This is a genomic window from Cupriavidus pauculus (assembly GCF_002858765.1).
Classification (GTDB): Bacteria; Pseudomonadota; Gammaproteobacteria; order Burkholderiales; family Burkholderiaceae; genus Cupriavidus; species Cupriavidus pauculus_B.
Genome location: NZ_PJRP01000035.1, coordinates 1 through 18,434 on the forward strand (window position 1 = coordinate 1; position 18,434 = coordinate 18,434).

Annotated in this window: 16 protein-coding genes; 14 read left to right on the forward strand and 2 right to left on the reverse strand. The window is 67.9% G+C overall.

The genetic code is table 11. The features are described 5' to 3' along the window. Window positions 1-216 precede the first annotated feature (216 nt). Window positions 217-849 carry a ferritin-like domain-containing protein gene (locus tag CYJ10_RS33450; protein ID WP_101685730.1) on the reverse strand — a complete coding sequence of 211 codons (633 nt, stop codon included), beginning with the start codon at window positions 847-849 and terminating at the stop codon, window positions 217-219. 154 nt (window positions 850-1,003) lie between these two features. Between CYJ10_RS33450 and CYJ10_RS33455 the strand changes: the two genes are divergently transcribed. From CYJ10_RS33455 to CYJ10_RS33480, 7 genes are all read left to right on the forward strand, one after another. After that, window positions 1,004-1,591 (forward strand): sigma-70 family RNA polymerase sigma factor, encoded by a 588-nt coding sequence (locus tag CYJ10_RS33455; protein ID WP_257993652.1) that lies wholly within the window; start codon window positions 1,004-1,006, stop codon window positions 1,589-1,591. Continuing rightward, window positions 1,588-2,334, forward strand: coding sequence for an anti-sigma factor (locus CYJ10_RS33460; protein WP_101685732.1), 747 nt, complete (start codon window positions 1,588-1,590; stop codon window positions 2,332-2,334). Before CYJ10_RS33455 ends, CYJ10_RS33460 begins: the two co-directional genes overlap by 4 nt. Before the next feature lie 109 nt (window positions 2,335-2,443). Continuing rightward, entirely contained in the window at window positions 2,444-4,813 is a 2,370-nt protein-coding gene (locus CYJ10_RS33465) for a DNA polymerase II (protein WP_101685733.1), read from the forward strand. Window positions 4,814-4,918: 105 nt separating this feature from the next. Continuing rightward, the gene (locus CYJ10_RS33470; protein WP_374703332.1) at window positions 4,919-6,628 is read left to right on the forward strand and encodes an MBL fold metallo-hydrolase; all 1,710 of its coding nucleotides are present in this window, start codon (window positions 4,919-4,921) and stop codon (window positions 6,626-6,628) included. Between the two features lie 156 nt (window positions 6,629-6,784). Then, window positions 6,785-7,222 (forward strand): hypothetical protein, encoded by a 438-nt coding sequence (locus CYJ10_RS33475; protein ID WP_101685735.1) that lies wholly within the window; start codon window positions 6,785-6,787, stop codon window positions 7,220-7,222. A 214-nt stretch (window positions 7,223-7,436) separates the two neighbouring features. Continuing rightward, the gene (locus tag CYJ10_RS34390) at window positions 7,437-7,589 is read left to right on the forward strand and encodes a hypothetical protein (RefSeq protein WP_180863146.1); all 153 of its coding nucleotides are present in this window, start codon (window positions 7,437-7,439) and stop codon (window positions 7,587-7,589) included. Window positions 7,590-7,811: 222 nt separating this feature from the next. Further along, window positions 7,812-9,074, forward strand: coding sequence for an AI-2E family transporter (locus tag CYJ10_RS33480; protein ID WP_257993653.1), 1,263 nt, complete (start codon window positions 7,812-7,814; stop codon window positions 9,072-9,074). A 26-nt stretch (window positions 9,075-9,100) separates the two neighbouring features. On the opposite strand, the gene CYJ10_RS33485 is transcribed toward CYJ10_RS33480, so the two are convergent. Further along, window positions 9,101-9,631: a riboflavin biosynthesis protein RibA gene (locus CYJ10_RS33485; protein ID WP_101685737.1), complete on the reverse strand. Its 531-nt coding sequence runs from the start codon at window positions 9,629-9,631 to the stop codon at window positions 9,101-9,103. Window positions 9,632-9,930: 299 nt separating this feature from the next. Between CYJ10_RS33485 and CYJ10_RS33490 the strand changes: the two genes are divergently transcribed. The 7 genes from CYJ10_RS33490 to CYJ10_RS33520 all read left to right on the forward strand — a co-directional run bounded on the left by CYJ10_RS33490 (window position 9,931) and on the right by CYJ10_RS33520 (window position 18,059). After that, entirely contained in the window at window positions 9,931-10,713 is a 783-nt protein-coding gene (locus tag CYJ10_RS33490) for an IclR family transcriptional regulator (protein WP_101685738.1), read from the forward strand. 3 nt (window positions 10,714-10,716) lie between these two features. Next, on the forward strand, window positions 10,717-11,775 hold the full coding sequence (locus tag CYJ10_RS33495) for a cyclase family protein (protein ID WP_101685739.1): 1,059 nt from the start codon (window positions 10,717-10,719) through the stop codon (window positions 11,773-11,775). Window positions 11,776-11,866: 91 nt separating this feature from the next. Then, entirely contained in the window at window positions 11,867-13,090 is a 1,224-nt protein-coding gene (locus tag CYJ10_RS33500) for an ABC transporter substrate-binding protein (RefSeq protein ID WP_101685740.1), read from the forward strand. Then, window positions 13,087-14,253 (forward strand): thiolase family protein, encoded by a 1,167-nt coding sequence (locus CYJ10_RS33505; protein ID WP_180863147.1) that lies wholly within the window; start codon window positions 13,087-13,089, stop codon window positions 14,251-14,253. Before CYJ10_RS33500 ends, CYJ10_RS33505 begins: the two co-directional genes overlap by 4 nt. Continuing rightward, window positions 14,250-14,624 (forward strand): Zn-ribbon domain-containing OB-fold protein, encoded by a 375-nt coding sequence (locus CYJ10_RS33510; RefSeq protein WP_101685741.1) that lies wholly within the window; start codon window positions 14,250-14,252, stop codon window positions 14,622-14,624. The genes CYJ10_RS33505 and CYJ10_RS33510 overlap by 4 nt, the downstream gene beginning before the upstream one ends. Window positions 14,625-14,717: 93 nt before the next feature. Next, window positions 14,718-16,802, forward strand: coding sequence for an acetate--CoA ligase family protein (locus CYJ10_RS33515; protein ID WP_101685742.1), 2,085 nt, complete (start codon window positions 14,718-14,720; stop codon window positions 16,800-16,802). A gap of 150 nt (window positions 16,803-16,952) precedes the next feature. Next, a complete protein-coding gene (locus CYJ10_RS33520; protein ID WP_101685743.1) occupies window positions 16,953-18,059 on the forward strand; it encodes a porin in 1,107 nt (368 codons plus the stop codon). Window positions 18,060-18,434: the final 375 nt, after the last annotated feature.

The window sequence follows — 18,434 nt, forward strand, 5'->3', positions numbered from 1 at the left end:
GGATCATCCGGACTACCTCCAGCTTGAAGGCAGCGTCAAACTTGCGGCGTTGCTTTGTCATGTCGTCTTTCCTCGTCGATCGTGATTTTCCACCTATCGACCTGTCTGAGGAAATTGGACCACTACAGAGCATCCAGCCCTCTGCGCCTTGCCCCCGCCTCCACACCCGTTCCCGCCTTCCCCGCCTTCCCCGCCTTCCCCGTCCTACCCGTTCCGCTACCCCACAAACGCGCCCGGCACAGGGTCCTCGCCCAGCGCGTGCAACAGCACGGCCCAGTGCATCGCTTCGTCGCCCAGGATGCTGCCGGCGGCCTTGCTCAGTTCACGGTTGTGGAAGCTCGGCAGCACGCCCAGATAGGCGGCCGTGGCCCCTTTTTCCAGCCCGGCCGCAAAGCGCAACACGTCGGCCTGGGTCTTCAAGGTCTCGGTCGGAAAGCTGTACTCCCGGGTCGCCCGTGCCTTTACCGGCGTGCCGCCGAGCTTTTCCACGGTGCCGGCCAGTACCTGCGCGTGCGCCTTGTGATGGGTCTGGAACTTGACCGCCGTGTCGAGCACGGGCTTCTGCAGCAGGCCGCTTTCGGCACCCACCTGATAGGCGGCGATGGCCTGGTACTCCAGCCCCAGCGCAGTGTTCAGGATATTGATGTCGTCGCGCGTACTGCCCGATTGCGTCTGTCCCCATGCCGGCATCGCCTCGCCCAGCGCCACCGCCGCCAGCGTGCCCAGCGCAAAGGCGCCCGGCGCCATCAGCCAGCCCCGGCGCATCAGGTTCGGCGCCAGCCGGGCATCGGCCAGGGCGGCATCGGCGGCGCCAACCGGCGGCACGCGCACATTCGATTTGGTTTCCATGGGAACCCTCCTTGTATCGGACTGAATCGCACTGGATCGGACGATGATCGACGCGGCCACCCAGCCGCGTTACGGGCATATACGCGGCGAGCTACCTTCCGGATGCAGACGCGCTACCTATAATCGGTACGTCACTCGATGCACGGAGTCCCGTGTGGCCCTGCCCTCACCGCTGCCTGACGAACCAGACCCGCTCGAAACGCTGCTCGGGCGCGTAGCCATTGGCGACCGCCAGGCGCTGCGCGCGGTCTACGAGTTGTCGGCCCCGAAACTGTTCGGGCTGGCGCTGCGTATAACAGGCAAGCGGGATCTGGCGGAGGACGTGGTGCAAGAGAGTTTTGTCAGCATCTGGCACCACGCCGGCGACTATCGGCCGCAACTGGCCGCGCCCATGACGTGGATGACCACCATCGTCCGCAACCGCGCGCTCGACGCCTTGCGCCGCACGGCCGCCGCACGGCTGGCCAGTGCCACGCCGCTCGACGACGCGCCCGAGGCGGATCTGGCCGATGCCGCCGCCGGCCCCGCCGAACTGGCCCAGGCCAGCCAGCAGGCCCGCGCGCTGAACCGTTGCCTGCAGCGGCTGGAGCCAGGCCAGCGCCAGGCGATCGTGCAGGCCTATCTGCACGACATGAGCCATTCGGAACTGGCCGCGCGCATGCACGCACCACTTGGCACCATCAAGTCGTGGATCCGGCGCGGGCTGGAACGTCTGCGCGCCTGTCTGGAGTCCGCGCCATGAACCTGGCCCGCAACCCCGACCTGCTCGACCGCATGGCAGCGCAATACGCGCTGGGCGTACTGCGTGGCGGCGCGCGCCGCCGCATGGAGCACCTGGCCCGGCAGGAGCCCGCCGTGCACGCGGCCATCGCGCACTGGCAGCGGCGGCTGGCCGGCGTGGCGGAACTGCACGCGCCCGCCGTGCCCATCGACGCGGTCTGGTGCGGCATCGAACGCCGCCTGGGCTGGAAGGCGGAGGGCACGGCGGATGCCAAGGCGCCCGCCAAAGGCACCCAGGCGTCCACGGCATGGTGGCACCGCTGGCACGGACTGGCGTTCTGGCGCGCCAGCGCGCTCATGTTCGCGACGGTCGCCGTGGTGGTGGGGGTCGGCAGTCTCGTGCGCTGGCAGGCATCGCCGCCGGCGCCGGGTGTGGTGGTGGCCGTGCTGCAGTCGCAGCAATCGCAGCCGGCCGTGCTGGTGAGCTGGGACGCCCCAGGCCGCGCGCTGGTGGTGCGCCGGCTCGACGATCTGCCGCTCACGCCGCAGCAGGCGCTGCAGCTCTGGGCGCTGCCCCAGGGGGGCAAGCCGATCTCGCTCGGCGTGATCGGCCATGCGCGCGAAGCCCGGCTGCCGCTGGATGCGCTGCCCGCCAACGTTGCCGCACTGGCCGTCAGCGTGGAACCGCCAGGCGGCTCGCCGCATGCCGATGCCCCGAGCGGGCCGGTGGTGTTCCAGGGGCCGTTGCTGAAGACACCTGCCTGACACGCGACCGACCGGCGGTTCGTCCAGTCCGGGCGGGGGTTCGCCTCACCCTTCCCGGGCCCGACTCCGCTAGAATCCACGCCAGAAACAATCCCCAAGGTTTTGCAGCGTGGCACTTCAGCAGGGCTTTATCCTGACCCGACACTGGCGCGACACCCCGGCCGGCACCGAGGTCGAGTTCTGGCTCGCCACGGACGACGGGCCGCGCCGGCTGCGCCTGCCCTGGCAGCCTTCCACCGCCTTTATCCCCGTCGAACAACGTGCCACCGCCGAGGCCCTGCTGCAGGGCGAGCGCGATGTGGCGCTGCGCCCGCTGGACCTGCAGGATTTCCGGCACCGCCCGGTGCTGGGGCTCTATTGCCCGCAGCACCGGCAGCTGATGCAGCTGGAGCGGTCGCTGCGCGACGCCGGCGTGGACGTCTACGAGGCCGATGTTCGCCCGCCCGAGCGCTACCTGATGGAGCGCTTCATCACCGCGCCGGTCTGGTTCGACGGCGATGCCGGCGCCGACGGCGTGCTGCGCAACGCGCAGATGAAGCCGGCCGCCGACTATCGGCCCACGCTGCGCCTGGTATCGCTCGACATCGAAACCAATGCGTTCGGCGACCTCTATTCGATCGCACTGGAAGGCTGCGGCCAGCGGCAGGTCTACATGCTGGGGCCTGCCCCGCAGACCGGCACGGCCGATACCGACTTTGCGCTCGAATACTGCACCACCCGCCAGCAACTGATCGAACGGCTCAACGACTGGCTGGCCCGGCACGATCCCGACGCCATCATCGGCTGGAACCTGGTGCAGTTCGACCTGCGCGTGCTGCGCGAGCATGCCAGGCAGTACCAGATCCCGCTGCGGCTGGGCCGGGGCGGCGCCGAGATGGAATGGCGCGAGCACAACCGCCAGCAGCACTACTTTGCCGGGGCGGCCGGCCGGCTGGTGATAGACGGCATCGAGGCGCTGCGCTCGGCCACGTGGAGCTTTCCGTCGTTCAGCCTCGAAGCGGTGGCGCGCACGCTGCTGGGCGAAGGCAAGGCCATCGACAATCCGTACGACCGCATGGACGAGATCGACCGGATGTTTGCCGAGGACAAGCCGGCGCTGGCGCGCTACAACCTGCGCGACTGCGAACTGGTGACCCGCATCTTCGAGGCCACCGAACTGCTGCACTTCCTGCTGGAGCGCGCCACGGTCACGGGCCTGCCCGCCGACCGCAGCGGCGGGTCGGTGGCGGCGTTCACGCACCTGTACATGCCGCTGATGCACCGCCAGGGCTATGTCGCGCCGAACCTGGGCGACAAGGCGCCCGAGGCCAGTCCCGGCGGCTTTGTCATGGATTCCCGGCCGGGGCTGTACGAGTCGGTGCTGGTGCTCGACTACAAGAGCCTGTATCCGTCGATCATCCGCACCTTCCTGATCGACCCGATCGGGCTGGTCGAGGGTCTGGCGCATCCCGACGATGCCGACTCGGTGCCCGGCTTCCGGGGTGCGCGGTTTTCGCGCACGAAGCACTGCCTGCCGGCCATCGTCGCCCGCGTGTGGCAGGGCCGCGAGGCGGCCAAGCGCGACAGGAACAAGCCGCTGTCGCAGGCGCTGAAGATCATCATGAACGCGTTCTACGGCGTGCTGGGGTCCAGCGGCTGCCGGTTCTTCGATCCCCGGCTGGCGTCGTCGATCACGATGCGCGGGCACGAGATCATGCGCCAGACCCGCGAGCTGATCGAGGCGCGCGGCTACGAGGTGATCTACGGCGACACCGACTCCACGTTCGTCTGGCTGCGCCGCGCCCGCACCGAGGACGATGCGGCGCAGATCGGCCGCAGCCTGGTGGCCTACGTCAACGACTGGTGGCGCGACCACCTCTGGCAGACCTACGGGCTGGAAAGCGCGCTGGAACTGCAATTTGAAACGCACTTCCGACGCTTTCTGATGCCGACCATCCGCGGCACGGACCAGGGCAGCAAGAAGCGGTACGCCGGCCAGGTGGTGCGCGCCGATGGCCAGGCCGAGATGGTGTACAAGGGCCTGGAGACGGTGCGCACCGACTGGTCGCCGCTGGCCCAGCAATTCCAGCAGACGCTGTACGAGAAGATCTTCAACCGCGAGCCGTACCAGGACTACGTGCGCGACACGGTACGGCGCACGCTGGCGGGCGAGCTGGACGACCAGCTGGTCTACCGCAAGCGCCTGCGCCGCCAGCTGGACGAATACCAGCGCAACGTGCCGCCGCACGTGCGCGCGGCGCGCATCGCCGATGACTACAACGCGCGCCACGGGCGCCCCAAGCAGTACCAGAACGGCGGCTGGATCAGCTACCTGATGACGATGGCCGGACCCGAGCCGCTGGAAACCCGCGCCGCCCCGATCGACTATGACCACTACGTCACGCGCCAGCTGCAGCCGATTGCCGACGCCATACTGCCGTTCCTGGACGACGATTTCGAGACGCTGCTGACGGGCCAGATGGCGCTGTTCCCGCAGTAGTGGCGGCCATGCAGGGTAATTGCTGCGTCGCGACAGCGCCCCGACCCGCTAGAATGGGCCGAATCTGCCGATAAGAGAATCCGAAGAGACTTCGCCCCGCCGCACATGTCCGCCGCCTCGACTTCCCCCGCCCAGACGTCCTCCGCCAACCCCGCCGACGTCCCCCGCTCCAAGGCCATGCGCTTCGCCGCCAGCATGCTCGTGCTGCGCGACGGCCCGCAGGGCATGGAAATCCTGATGATGCGCCGCCCGCAGCGCGACGACGACCGCAGCGCCGGCGCCTTCGTGTTTCCGGGCGGGGTGCTCGATGCCCAGGACGCCACGCTGCATCCGCTGTGCGCCGGGCTGGACGACGCGGCGGCCAGCGCGCGGCTGCAGGTGCCGGCCAACGGGCTGGACTACTACCTGTGCGCCGTGCGCGAGGCGTTCGAGGAGGCCAACCTGCTGTTTGCCTATGACGCCAGCGGCCAGATGGTGCGGCTTGACGACCTGGGCGCCGAGATTCACCAGCAGCTGCGCGAGGCCGCCAGCTACGGCGGCAAGGGCCTGGCCCATGTGTGCGAGATGCTGGGGCTGAGGCTGGCGGTCGACCAGCTGGCCTACTGTGCCTACTGGCTGACGCCGCCGGGCCTGCCCAAGCGCTTCGATACGCGTTTCTTCATGGCCGTGCTGCCCGCCGGGCAGACCGCGATCCACGACGGCGTGGAGGCCGTGGAGCACCGCTGGATGCGTCCGGCCGATGTGGTCGACCCCGCCAACAACCTCACGCTGGTCAATGCCACGCGCAAGATCCTGCAGTCGATCGCGCATTTCGAGACCGCGCAGGCGTGTTTCGACTATGCCCGGCAGCAACGCCAGATCGCGCTGGTGATGCCACGTCTGGCCCATGGCCCCAAAGGCCAGCGGCCCGTGATGCCGGAGGAACCCAGCTATGCGGAAATCGCCCGCATCGACCCGGACGGCGCGGGCCACGGACGCTATGCGCTGGAACCGGGCCTGGCGGTGAAGCTGTCGGCACGCGTCTGGCGCGTGACGGCCAACAACGGCAACGTGATGACCGGGCCGGGCACCAACACCTATTTCGTGGCCGGCGCCGACAACCAGTGGGCTGTGATCGACCCGGGCCCCGACGATGCCGCGCACTTCGAGGCCGTGATGGCCGCCGCGCCCGGACCCGTGAAATGGATCCTGGTCACGCATACCCACCTGGACCACTCGCCGGGGTCGGTGCGCCTGCGCGAGGCCACCGCCGCGCCGGTCTGGGGCCGCACTACCGACGTAGTGGATCGGCAGGACCAGACGTTCCGCCCCGACCACCGGCCCGCGCACGGTGACCGCATCGCCCTGGGCCCGCAGACCACGCTGCGCGTGATCCACACGCCGGGGCATGCCTCGAATCACCTGTGCTTCTTCCTGGAAGAAGAAAAGACGCTGTTCACGGGCGACCACGTGATGCAGGGGTCCACGGTGGTCATCAATCCGCCCGATGGCGACATGCGCGCCTACCTGGCATCGCTGCAGGCGCTGCTGAACGAGGACATCGAATGGATTGCGCCCGGCCACGGCTTCCTGATGCCGCGCCCGCACGACGCGATCCGGCTGCTGATCCGCCACCGCATGCAGCGCGAAGCCAAGGTCATGAACGCGCTGCGGGCCGTGGCGCCGGCCGATATCGGCACGCTGGTAGCCAGCGTCTACGACGACGTCCCCGCCAGCAAGCACCCGATCGCGCAGCGCTCGTTGATGGCTCACCTGCGCAAGCTGGAAGCCGACGGGGTGGCTGGCGAAGCGGGCGGACTCTGGAAGCTGCTGTAGCCGTTGGCGCAGGTCGTAAGACGAGTGCACGCCCAGCGGCGCAGCACCCGTAAGGCAATCGAAAGCTTGTGAAATATCTGGATACCTTGACGGCCTTGGCGGGGCCGCCGCGCACTGCCTACAGTGATCGGATCGAAACCCGCCGCGAGCCGCGCCATGTCCAGACTCCTTTGCGCCTTCCTGCTGTCCCTGGCCGCCTCGGGTGCGGCACAGGCCGTGACCAAGTGCGAGAGCCCGCGTGACACGCTCTACACGAACGGCGCCTGCCCGGCGGGGTACCAGAACGTCACCAGTTCGATGCGCGGCAACGTGACCACCGTCACCAAGACGCCGAAGATTCGCCAGGACGAACAGGCCTACCTGCAGAACCGCGCCCGCATGTCCGAGCAGATCCAGAACTGGGACGCGCGCCAGGACGAGGCCGACTGGCGCAGCCAGAACGCGTTCTGGAACCAGTGCCGGGCACTGGAATACCAGGCCCGCGCCGCCGAACGCGCGATGCATCACACCGAATACTGGAGCTACGCGGATCGCTACCGCGACGCCGCCCAGGCCCTGCGCAGCGAGCAGTACAGCATGGGATGCTTCTTCTGACGCTGGTGATGGCAGTGGATGTCTGGACATAGCACAACGTGCCGATATTAGTTGCGCTTAGATCGCCATACAGAAAATTTCAGAGGAAATCGGGTCGGAATCACGTCTGCTGTCACATACAATCCGTTCCCATCCGGCCCGCCACGCGCTGTCCTGCATCGTTCCGGATCCCGACGTGGCAACTGCGGTCGCAACCTACTCCTGTGATAGAAATATGCTGACTCTCACTGCGATCGTTGCGTATATGCTGGCCTGCATCGTTGCCCTGGCTTTCGGTGTCCGCTGGATGATCAAGAACGACCCCCTGCTCAAGCAGCAACAGTTCCTGGACACTTCACCCGGCCCACGCGACGATTCGCCGCGCTAAGCAGACCAGACGCAAGCACGCTCAAGCAATCGCCCCAGGCAATCCCATCGAATCATTGCTTCACACGAAACGCCGGTCCACAAGACCGGCGTTTTGCTTTGGGCGCCGCCGGTGCGGCTTCCGTTACGCGTATCCGTCCTACACACCGACCCGCTGCACGCCGACACCCCGCACATTGCCGCCACGCTATTCTCGAAGAATGACCTTCTTCATCGTGCTGCCATGTCGACCGTCCCGCCCTCTCCCGCCATGCGGTCCGCGCGGCCGCCCGAGACCAGCACGCTGACGCCTGATGCCGAACGTCTTGCTGCCGACGCAGATGCTGCGGGGGCCGACACGGCATTGACCGGGCCGATACCGGTAGCACCCGCAGCGCCGGTCACCATCCCCGATTACACCCCGCCCGCATGGACCGAGTCCCTGGGGCGCGCCAGCAAGGCGCTGATCGTGCTGGCCACGCTGGCGTCGCTGTACGCGCTGCATGTGGCCACTGCGTTCATCGTGCCGGTGGTGCTGGCCATCATCCTTGCCTATCTGCTCGACCCGCTCGTGGAACTGCTCCACCGTCGGCACATTCATCGCGCCATCGGCGCCACGGTGGTGCTGCTGGGTCTGCTGGCACTGGGGCTGAGCTGCGCCTACCTGCTGCAGGGGCAGGTGTCGTCCATCGTCGACCGGCTACCGGAGATCGCCAGCAAGCTGTCGCGGTCGGTGGGCGCCCTGATGAGCGGCGACGACTCCGTGGTGCAGAAGGTGCGCCGCGCCGCCACCATTCTCAGTGGCACCGGGCAACTGCCCCCACCCCGGGGCGCACCGGTGGTGGTGGAGCGCGCCGCCGACAATTTCAGCAACATGGTGTGGGCGGGCTGGGTCAGTGCCTTCGCGCTGATGGCCCAGTCGGTGGTGGTGCTGTTCCTGACCTGGTTCCTGCTGCTGGCGGGCGACATGTTCAAGCGCAAGTTCATCAAGATGGCCGGCAAGACGCTGAGCCAGAAAAAGATCAACGTGCATATGCTCGACGAGATCAACCGGCAGGTGCAGCGTTATATGGTGATGCTGCTGGTCACCAACGCGTCGCTGGGGTTCTGCATCTATCTGCTGCTGAAGTATCTGTCGATCGACAATGCCGGCACCTGGGCGCTGGTGGCCGCCGTACTGCACCTGGTGCCGTACTTCGGATCGCTGGTGGTGGCCGTGTGCCTGGGCGTGGCCGGCTTCATGCAGGCCGGCACACTGGCCGTGGCCGGCGCGGCGGCAGGCGGTTCGTTGGTGATCGCCACGCTGATCGGCAACGGCATGACCACGTGGATGACAGGCCGGCTGGCGCGCATGAATCCCGTGGCCGTCTTCGTGTCGCTGCTGCTGTTCACGTGGCTCTGGGGCACCTGGGGCATGCTGCTGGCGATCCCGCTGGCGGTCATCGCCAAGGTGGTGGCCGACCACGTGGAGGGACTTGAGGTATTGGCCGAGTTTCTTGGCGAATAAACGACGGCCTCCGGACCAGGGGCACTTCACACCGAACGCATGACTTCCGCGTGCGTGCCGCGCAGCGTGCGCATGGCATCGTCGCACTGCTGTGGCGACTCGGGATTCACCAGCACCGCCCAGCGGCCGAGCTTCACCGCATCGCGCACCGGGGCAATCACGGCCTGGTGATCGGGCCGGGCCGTGATCAGGCCTCCGCCCATCATGCCCAGCATGGCACCGATAAACGCCCCCGCCAGCGCCGACGGCCAGGGGTTCTGCGTCACCCATGCCACGTGCTGCAGGTACAGCACCGCCACCACCAGCAGGCCCAGGATCAGCCCGCACGCGCCCAGCGTCAGGTGCGAGCGGATGGCCGTGCGCGCAATGCCGTCTTCATCGGGTTCCAGCTTGCGGCCGAAGTGCGCTTCGTGCGGGTGAACCAGCTTGACCTGTCCCGCACTCAGGCGTGCCGTGCTGCAGACCAGATCGACCGCCTGCGTGGCGTCGGCCTCGGTGTCATAGAGGGCGGCGATGCGGGTATTGGCCGCCTCGCCTGAAATCAGGTTGCCTGTCATATCCGGGCTCCTTGTGCCGGTTAGATTCGCCGGCGGCTATGGATGGCCCTCCCATCGCATTTTTCCTATTTCTTGTGCGTTGTCCGTCCAAGCGTAGCGCTCGGGCCGCTTTCGCCACGTCGGCATGCGGCCGCGCGGGGCTGTAGGACGACGCCCCATCTGGCCTCCTCGCGAGTTTCGGCCGACAAAACTTTGATGCATCGCAGAATGACGAACCCCCGGCCATCTCCTATAAAACAACGGTTGGCGCGCGTACCGAGGTTTCATCACACAAAATCCGACCCGGAGGAGACGCATACGTGACCGTCCAGAGCACTTCGTTGCAGAAGGCCTGCCGCCTGCTGCGCGCGCTGTCGGATACCCGCAATGCCCGGCTGACCGACCTGGCAGCGGCGGCACGGGTCGACAAGGCGTCGGCCCTGCGGCTGCTCGACACGCTGATGGCCGAAGGCATGGTCGAACGCGACCCGGCCACCAAGGCGTTTTCGCCGGGACCGGAATGGCTGGCCCTGCAGGCCGCCTCGCAGCGCCGGCTCGACATGCGCCCGCTGGTGCGGCCCGCCCTGATCCGCCTGGCCAATACATTTGAAGATTCAGCCATCCTCTCGGTGCCTAGCGGCTGGGAATCGGTGTGCCTGGAATTGCGGCTGGGCACGTTCCCGATCCGGGCCAACTACCTCGACATCGGCAGCCGCCGCCCGCTTGGCGTGGGCGCGGGCAGCCTGGCGCTGCTGGCTGCGCTGCCCGACGATGAAATCGACGCCGTGCTGGCGTGCATCGCCCCTTCGCTGAAACGCTATCCCAAGATCGATGCCGACCTGCTGCGCCGTCACGTGGAAACCACGCGCGCGCGCGGCTATGCCGTGCTGCTGGACGTGGTGGTGGAACGCATGGGCGGCATCGGCATCGCCCTGCCCGGCCCCGACGGCTATCCGCTGGGCGCCATCAGCATTGCCGCCCTCAATGAACGCATTACCGAGCGCGAGGCCGCGCTGGCCCGCGCACTGCGCCGCGAGGCAGACGCCATCGCCGCCACCTGGCGCCATCCCATCCGTCAACCCCAACAAGCAAAGGAGGCATGAAGCATGCGCTGGAAGCAACGTCCAGAAGGCTCAAACTGGGGCGATTTCGGGCCCGACGATCAACTGGGGCGCGTCAACCTGATTGGCCCGGAACAGGTGGTCAAGGGCGCCCGCGAGATCCAGGCCGGCATCAGCTTCTGCCTGTCGATGCCGCTGGACTACCCCGGCGGCAACAAGCTCAACCCGCGCCGGCACCCGCCGCAACTGCGCCCCACCTTCCGCGACGACATCCCGTACCTGAACTTTCCGCTGGCCAAGGTCAACCCGGCCGCCACCGACGTGATCAGCGACGACCAGGTGCTGCTGTGCCTGCAGTACTCCACCCAGTGGGATTCGCTGGCGCACGTGGGCGCGCTGTTCGATGCCGACGGCGATGGCCGGCCCGAGCGCGTCTACTACAACGGCTATCGCGCCAACGCCGATATCGTCGGCCCGGTCGACTACGCCGAGGATGACCACTTCGCGGCGCACGACTGCGGCCACGGACACGGCAGCCACGCCGACGCGCTGGGCATCGAGAACTTCGCCGTCAAGGGCATGCAGGGCCGGGGCGTGCTGGTGGACCTGGCCGACACCTTCGGCACCGATTTCCGCAACGTCGGCTATGACGACCTGATGCGCGCCATGGAGGCGCACCGCGTGGAAGTGGAGCGCGGCGACATGCTGCTGCTGCGCACCGGCTTTGCCGAGGTGGTGCTGTCGATGCAGCGCAATCCCGACGAAAACGTGCTGCACCACAGCTGCTGCGCCCTCAACGGCCGCGACGACCGGCTGCTGAACTGGATCACCGACGCAGGCATCGCCGCGCTGATCGCCGACAACTACGCCGTCGAGCGCTTCCCGGCCCTGCCGCCGCCCGACGACACCAAGGCCCATCCGCTGCTGCCGCTGCACCACCACTGCCTGTTCAAGCTGGGCCTGCCGCTGGGCGAACTCTGGTACCTGCGCGAGCTGGCCGACTGGCTGCGGGCCCACCAGCGCACCCGCTTCATGCTGACCGCGCCGCCGTTGCGGCTGCCCGGGGCGGTGGGGTCGCCCACAACGCCGATCGCAACCGTATAGCACCTGACTGGTTTGGCTCCCCTCTCCCGCACGCGGGAGAGGGGCGAAAACAAATGGCATAACAAGACGGAGGAGACCGATGAAAACAACCATGAAACCGCCTTACAGGCTGATCGCCGCCACTGCGCTGGCCGCCGCATCCCTGGCCGCCCACGCCCAGCCCAAGGCGGGCATTTCCGACGACGTCGTCAAGATCGGCCTGCTGCTGGACATGAGCGGCCTTTATGCCGATGTCACGGGCCGGGGCAGCGCCACGGCGGCCCAGATGGCCATCGACGACTACGGCGGCAAGGTCTTGGGCAAGAAAGTGGAACTGGTGGTGGTCGATCACCAGAACAAGGCCGACATTGCCGCCAACAAGGCGCGCGAATGGTTCGACCAGGACAAGGTTGACGCCATCCTGGACGTGGCCGCCTCGGCGCCGGCGCTGGCCGTGCTCGATGTGGCCAAGCAGAAGAACAAGATCGTGGTGTTCTCGGGCCCCGGCACCGAGCGCATCACCAACGACCTCTGCACCCCGGTATCGGTCCACTACGCCTATGACACCTACGCGCTGGCCAACACCACGGCCCGCGCCATGGTGCAGCGCGGCGGCAAGACCTGGTTCTTCCTGACAGCCGACTACGCGTTCGGCCACACGCTGCAGCAATCGGCCACGACGGTAGTGCAAGAAGCCGGCGGCCAGGTGCTGGGCGCGGCGCGGCATCCGATCAATACCAGCGACTTTGCGTCGTACCTGCTGCAGGCCCAGGCCAGCAAGGCGCAGGTGGTGGGCCTGGCGAATGCGGGCGGCGACACCGTCAATGCCATCAAGGCCGCCTCCGAATTCGGGCTGACCAAGAACGGCACCCAGAAGATGGCCGGCCTGCTGCTCTACATCAACGATATCCACGCCATCGGCCTGAAGACCGCGCAGGGCCTGGTGCTGACCGAGGCGTTCTACTGGGACATGAACGACGCCACGCGGGCCTGGTCGCGCAAGTACTTCGACAAGGTCAAGAAGATGCCGAACATGAGCCAGGCTGGCGTTTATTCGTCGGTCACGCACTACCTGAAGGCGGTGCAGGCCGCCGGCACCGATGAGACCGCCGCCGTGATGAAGCAGATGAAGACGCTGCCGATCAATGACTTTTTCGCCAAGAACGGCCGCATCCGCGAGGACGGCCGGATGATCCACGACATGTACCTGTTCGAGGTCAAGAAGCCCGAGGAATCGAAGTACCCGTGGGACTACTACAAGCTGCTGGCCACCGTGCCCGGTGACCAGGCCTTCATGCCGGCGGCCAAGTCGCAGTGCCCGCTGCTGAAGAAATGACCGCTGCCGTGACCGTTCCTGTGTCAACGCCCAGCTACGTACGCGGGGTGGGCAACACCCGCTTCGGACGCCTGCCCGGCAGCACGCCGCTGACGCTGATGGCCCAGGCCGCCGACGCCGCGCTGGACGCCGCCGGGCTGGCGCGCGGCGAGGTCGACGGCGTGCTGTGCGGCTATGCCACCACGCTGCCGCACCTGATGCTGGCCGACCGCTTCTGCGAGTTCGCGTCGCTGCAGCCGGCCTATGCCCATGGCATGGCCGGCGGCGGCGCCACGGGCGGGCTGATGGCGATGCTGGCCCATGATCTGGTGCGCGCGGGCCGGTGCCGCAACGTGCTGGTGGTGGCCGGCGAGAACCGCCTCAGCGGCCAGAGCCGCGATCAATCGGTGCAGACGCTGGCGCAGGTGGGCGAGCCCGAGATCGAAGTGCCGAACGGCGCGTCAGTACCGGCCTACTACGCGCTGCTGGCCTCGCGCTACCTGCACGAGGTGGGCCTCGATGCCGATGCGCTGTCGGACTTCGCGGTGCTGATGCGGCGCCACGCCGCCGCGCACCCCGACGCGCACCTGCGCGATCCGCTGACGCTGGAGGCCGCCCGCCAGGCACGGCCGATCGCATCGCCGCTGCGGCTGTCGGACTGCTGCCCGATCTCGGACGGCGCCGTGGCGCTGGTGGTATCGGCCGAACCCGGCGCCGGTACGCCGGTACGCATTGCAGGCGCCGGACAGGCCCATCGGCACCAGCACCTTGGCGCGCTCGACGACGTGATGCGTAGCGGTGCGTCCGATGCCGCCGGGCGCGCATTGGCCGAAGCCGGCTGCGCGCTGGCCGACATCGACTACCTGGCGATCTACGACTCGTTCACGATCACGCTGGTCATGCTGCTGGAGGAAATCGGCATCGCCCCGCGCGGCCAGGCCGTCGCCCGCCTGCGCGCCGGCGATTTCGAGACCGATGGCGCGCTGCCGCTCAACACGCATGGCGGGCTGCTGGCGTTCGGCCATTCCGGCGTGGCGGGCGGGTTGATGCACCTGGCCGAAGCGGCGCGCCAGCTGGCCGGTCGGGCCGGTGCCCGGCAGTTGCCACCACGCCAACGCGCGCTGTTCCATGCCGATGGCGGCGTGCTGTCGTCGCATGTCAGCCTGATCCTGGAGACCGTATGAGCGAACCCCTGCCCCCATCCGTCCCGCCCTATACGGAAGGCCTCGCTGCCGGCGTGGTGCGCTACCAGGCCTGCGAAAGCTGCGGCGCGTGGCAGCCACTGCAACGCCACGCCTGCCGCTCGTGCGGGAGCCGGCAACTGGCATGGCGCGATGGCGACGGCCAGGCCACCGTGTACGCGGTGACCGAGGTGTTCCGCGCCCCTACCGAAGCCTTCCAGGCGCTGGTGCCCTACACGCTGGTACTCGCCACGCTGGACGAAGGCCCGCGCGTGATGGGCCACGCCGAGCCCGGCATCGCCATCGGCGACCGCGTACGCGCCGGGGTGTTCCACCACGACGGGCAGCCGTTGCTGCGCTTTTCCCGGATTTGAGCCTGGCATCACGCCGGCCCCGCACCAACGCGAGGGACCGGCTTTCGACCGCCGCCGATCCTCGCTTCCTGATACCTACAGACCGCCAAAACAATGTCCTCGACCCTCTCCGCCCTGCTCTCGCCCCGCTCCGTTGCCATCGTCGGCGCCTCCGACAACATCCACAAGATTGGTGGCCGGCCGATTCACTACATGCAGACGATGGGCTACGCCGGCACCATCTATCCGGTCAACCCGCAGCGCGAAACGCTGCAAGGGCTGCGCGCGTACCCGTCGCTCGATGCGCTGCCCGAGGCGCCCGAGCTGGCCGTGATCGTGGTCGCCGGCGACGCTGCCGTCCAGGCCGTGGCCGACTGCGCGCGGCTGGGCGTCGGCGCCGCCATCGTCATCGCCTCGGGATTCGGTGAGGCCGGCGAAGCGGGCAAGCGCCAGCAGGACGAGATGGTGCGCATCGCACGCGAAGGTGGGCTGCGTATCGTCGGGCCCAACAGCCAGGGGTTGGCCAACTTCGGCAATGGCACTATTGCCAGTTTTTCTACGATGTTTATCGAGATCCCGCCGCAGGATGGCCCCGTGGCGGTGGTCAGCCAGAGCGGCGGCACGGCGGCGTTGGTCTATGGCCTGCTGCGCCAGCAGGGCATCGGCGTGCGGCACGTGCATGCCACCGGCAACCAGGCCGACGTCACAGTCAGCGAACTGGTGCTGGCCGTGGCACAGGACCCCGATGTGCGCCTGCTGCTGCTGTATCTCGAAACGCTGACCGACCCCGACGTGCTGGCCGAAGCCGCCGCCGTGGCCCGCGCGCGCGGCATCCCCGTGGTGGCCGTGAAATCGGGCCGCTCGCAGGCGGGCGCCCGCGCCGCCGCGTCGCACACCGGCGCCATGGCCAACGAGGACCGCGCGGTCGATGCCTTCCTGGCCCGGCATGGCATCTGGCGCGTCGAAGACGCCCACGCCCTGGCGCGCTGCGCTCCGCTCTACCTGCGGGGCTGGCAGCCGGCCGGCCGCCGGCTGGTCGTTGTCAGCAACTCGGGCGCGAGCTGCGTGATGGCCACCGATACGGCCGATACGCTTGGCATTTCGATGGCGCCCCTGTCGGCGGCCACGCAATCCGCGCTGGCCGAACGGCTACCCGGCTTTGCCGCCACGGCCAATCCGGTGGACGTCACGGCTGCGCTGCTGACCAACAGCGGCCTGTTCGGCGACGTGCTGCCCGTGGTCGGCGCCGACCCATCGGCCGATCTGGTCCTGCTCGACATCCCCGTGGCCGGCATGGGCTACGACGTGCCGCGCTTTGCCCGCGATGCGGCACAGTTTGCCGACCAGGCCGGCAAGCCGATCGCCGTCGCGGCGTGGCAGGACGCCGTGGTCAGGGAATTCCGTGCGGCCAATGTGCCAACGTTCGTCCACGCGGCCGACGCGCTGGCCGCCTTCCATCAACTGACCGCGCACCAGCAGTTGCTGCGCGACGTGGCCGGCGAGCCCACCATGCCGCCGATCGTGCGATGGGACAGCGCGTCACCTTCCCAAACACTCAGCGAAGCTGCCAGCCTCGCGCGGCTGGCCCAAGCCGGCGTGCCGGTGGTCGAGCACTACCTGTGCCAAAGCGCCGACGAAGCCGTGGCCGCGTGGCAACGCATCGGCGCGCCGGTGGCGATCAAGGCCAGTTCCCCGGCCGTGCCGCACAAGAGCGAACACGGCCTGGTCACGCTGAACTGCAACAGCCGTGAGGCAATTGTCGACGCCTTCACCCGGCAAACGCAGACGCTCGACGCCATGCACGCCCCGTGCGAAGGCGTGATCGTCGCGCGCATGTCGCGCGGCCAGCGCGAATGCATGGTCGGCGCCCACTGGGACCCGGTCTTCGGCGCGGTGCTGCTGGTAGGCGACGGCGGCAAGTACGTGGAAGTCGTGCGCGACACGGCGGTGCTGCTGGCCCCCGCCAGCCCGGCCGCCATCGAACGCGCCGTGCGCAGCCTGCGCATGGCCCCGCTGCTCGACGGCGTACGCGGCGACGCCCCCCTCGATGTCGCGGCACTGTGCGACGTGGCGGCCAAGGTCGGCAACCTGGTGCATCAGGCACGCGGCCAGATCCGCTCGGTGGACCTGAACCCGGTGATGCTGGGGCCAGATGGGGCGGTGGTGGTGGATGGGCTGATGGAGGTGGCCGGGGGCTAACGTGCCCTGATTGTCCACATCTCAAGACAAACTGTCAGGCGATTCGATCTTCTTTGCTTTGTCGTCAATCGTTACATTTCAGGCGCCGCATCGCGCCTGAGCCCTTACGGAGGCGTGCTTGCGCGCGTCTCACTACAAGGATAACGAAGCATGAAGACCCGTCTCGCCTGCCTGGCCGCCATGGCCGTCCTGCCTGCACTGCCCGCCGCGGCGCAGGCTCAATCGAGCATCACGCTGTACGGCGTGGTCGACGCCGGCGTGGAGTTCCTGACCCACGCCCCGAACACCGCCACCGGCGGCAGCAACAACGTGGTGCGGATGTCGGCCGGCAATCTGTCGACGTCGCGTTGGGGCCTGCGTGGCGCCGAAGACCTGGGCGGTGGCCTGAAGGCGGTCTTCACGCTGGAAAGCGGCTTTGACCTGGACACCGGCAGCCTGAATCAGGGCGGTCGCCTGTTTGGCCGTCAGGCCTTCGTGGGTCTGCAGAACCAGTACGGCACGCTGTCGCTGGGTCGTCACCAGACGGTGCTGTACGACTTCTCGCTGGCCTATGACCCGATGGCCATCGCCACGCGCTACTCGGTGCTGATGCACGACAAGTGGATGTCGGGCCGCGCCGACAACTCGCTGAAGTTCACGGGCCAGACCGGCGCGTTCTACTACGGCCTGTTCTACAGCACGGGCTACGACAGCAGCGCCGGCGGCGAAGTGCCGGGCGACTACAAGGCCGGTCGCAACTGGTCGGTGTCGGGCGGCTACGATGCCGGCCCGGTGTCGGCCCGCGTGGTCTATGACGAAGTGCGCGGCAGCACCGTCGCCACCGACGACAACCGCGAGCGCCGCGCCACCATCGGCGCCAGCTACAACTTTGGGCGTGGCCGCGCGTTTGCCGGCTATCGCTGGTACTACGGCGACTTTGCCAGCAGCTCGCTGCGCACCAACCTGTACTGGGTCGGCGCCACGTACCAGGTCACTCCCGCCATCGCCGTGACCGGCGCCGCCTACTACACCGACGTGCGCAACAGCAACGGCGATCCGTACAGCTTCGTGCTGTCGGGCACCTATGCGCTGTCCAAGCGCACCGACCTCTACGCGATCACTGCCTACGCGCAGAACCGCAATGGGTCGTCGATGGGCCTGTCGGGCTTTGGTCCGTCGCTGAACGGCAGCGCCACCACGCTGACCGCCACCAGCGAGCAGGTGCGTGCCGGCCAGAGCCAGTTCGGCGCCATCATCGGCGTGCGTCACCGCTTCTGATCGTCACGGCTGATCTCAGCCTGAACGCGTAAAACGTCTAGCTCCACGGCGAAGACTTTCCCTTCGTCTTTCTATGGGCCCGCACAGGTGATTGCCTGGCGGGCCTCTTTCTTTTGTGGCGGCGGGGGATTTGGTTTTGCTCCCCTCTCCCATGCAATGGGAGAGGGGCTGGGGGAGAGGGCATTGAGGTTCAAATTGCGACGGGTCGTAGATTGAGTTGCCCGCCCTCTCCCCCGCCCCTCTCCCGCTGTTCAGACCGGGGACATCGCTGACACATGTGCGAGGACATGGTTGACACATTCTAGGTCGGGGCCGTCGAGACCTGAGTGCCCTGCGGGGCGCTCAGGTCGATCTGTCCGATCCGGATGGCGCCAA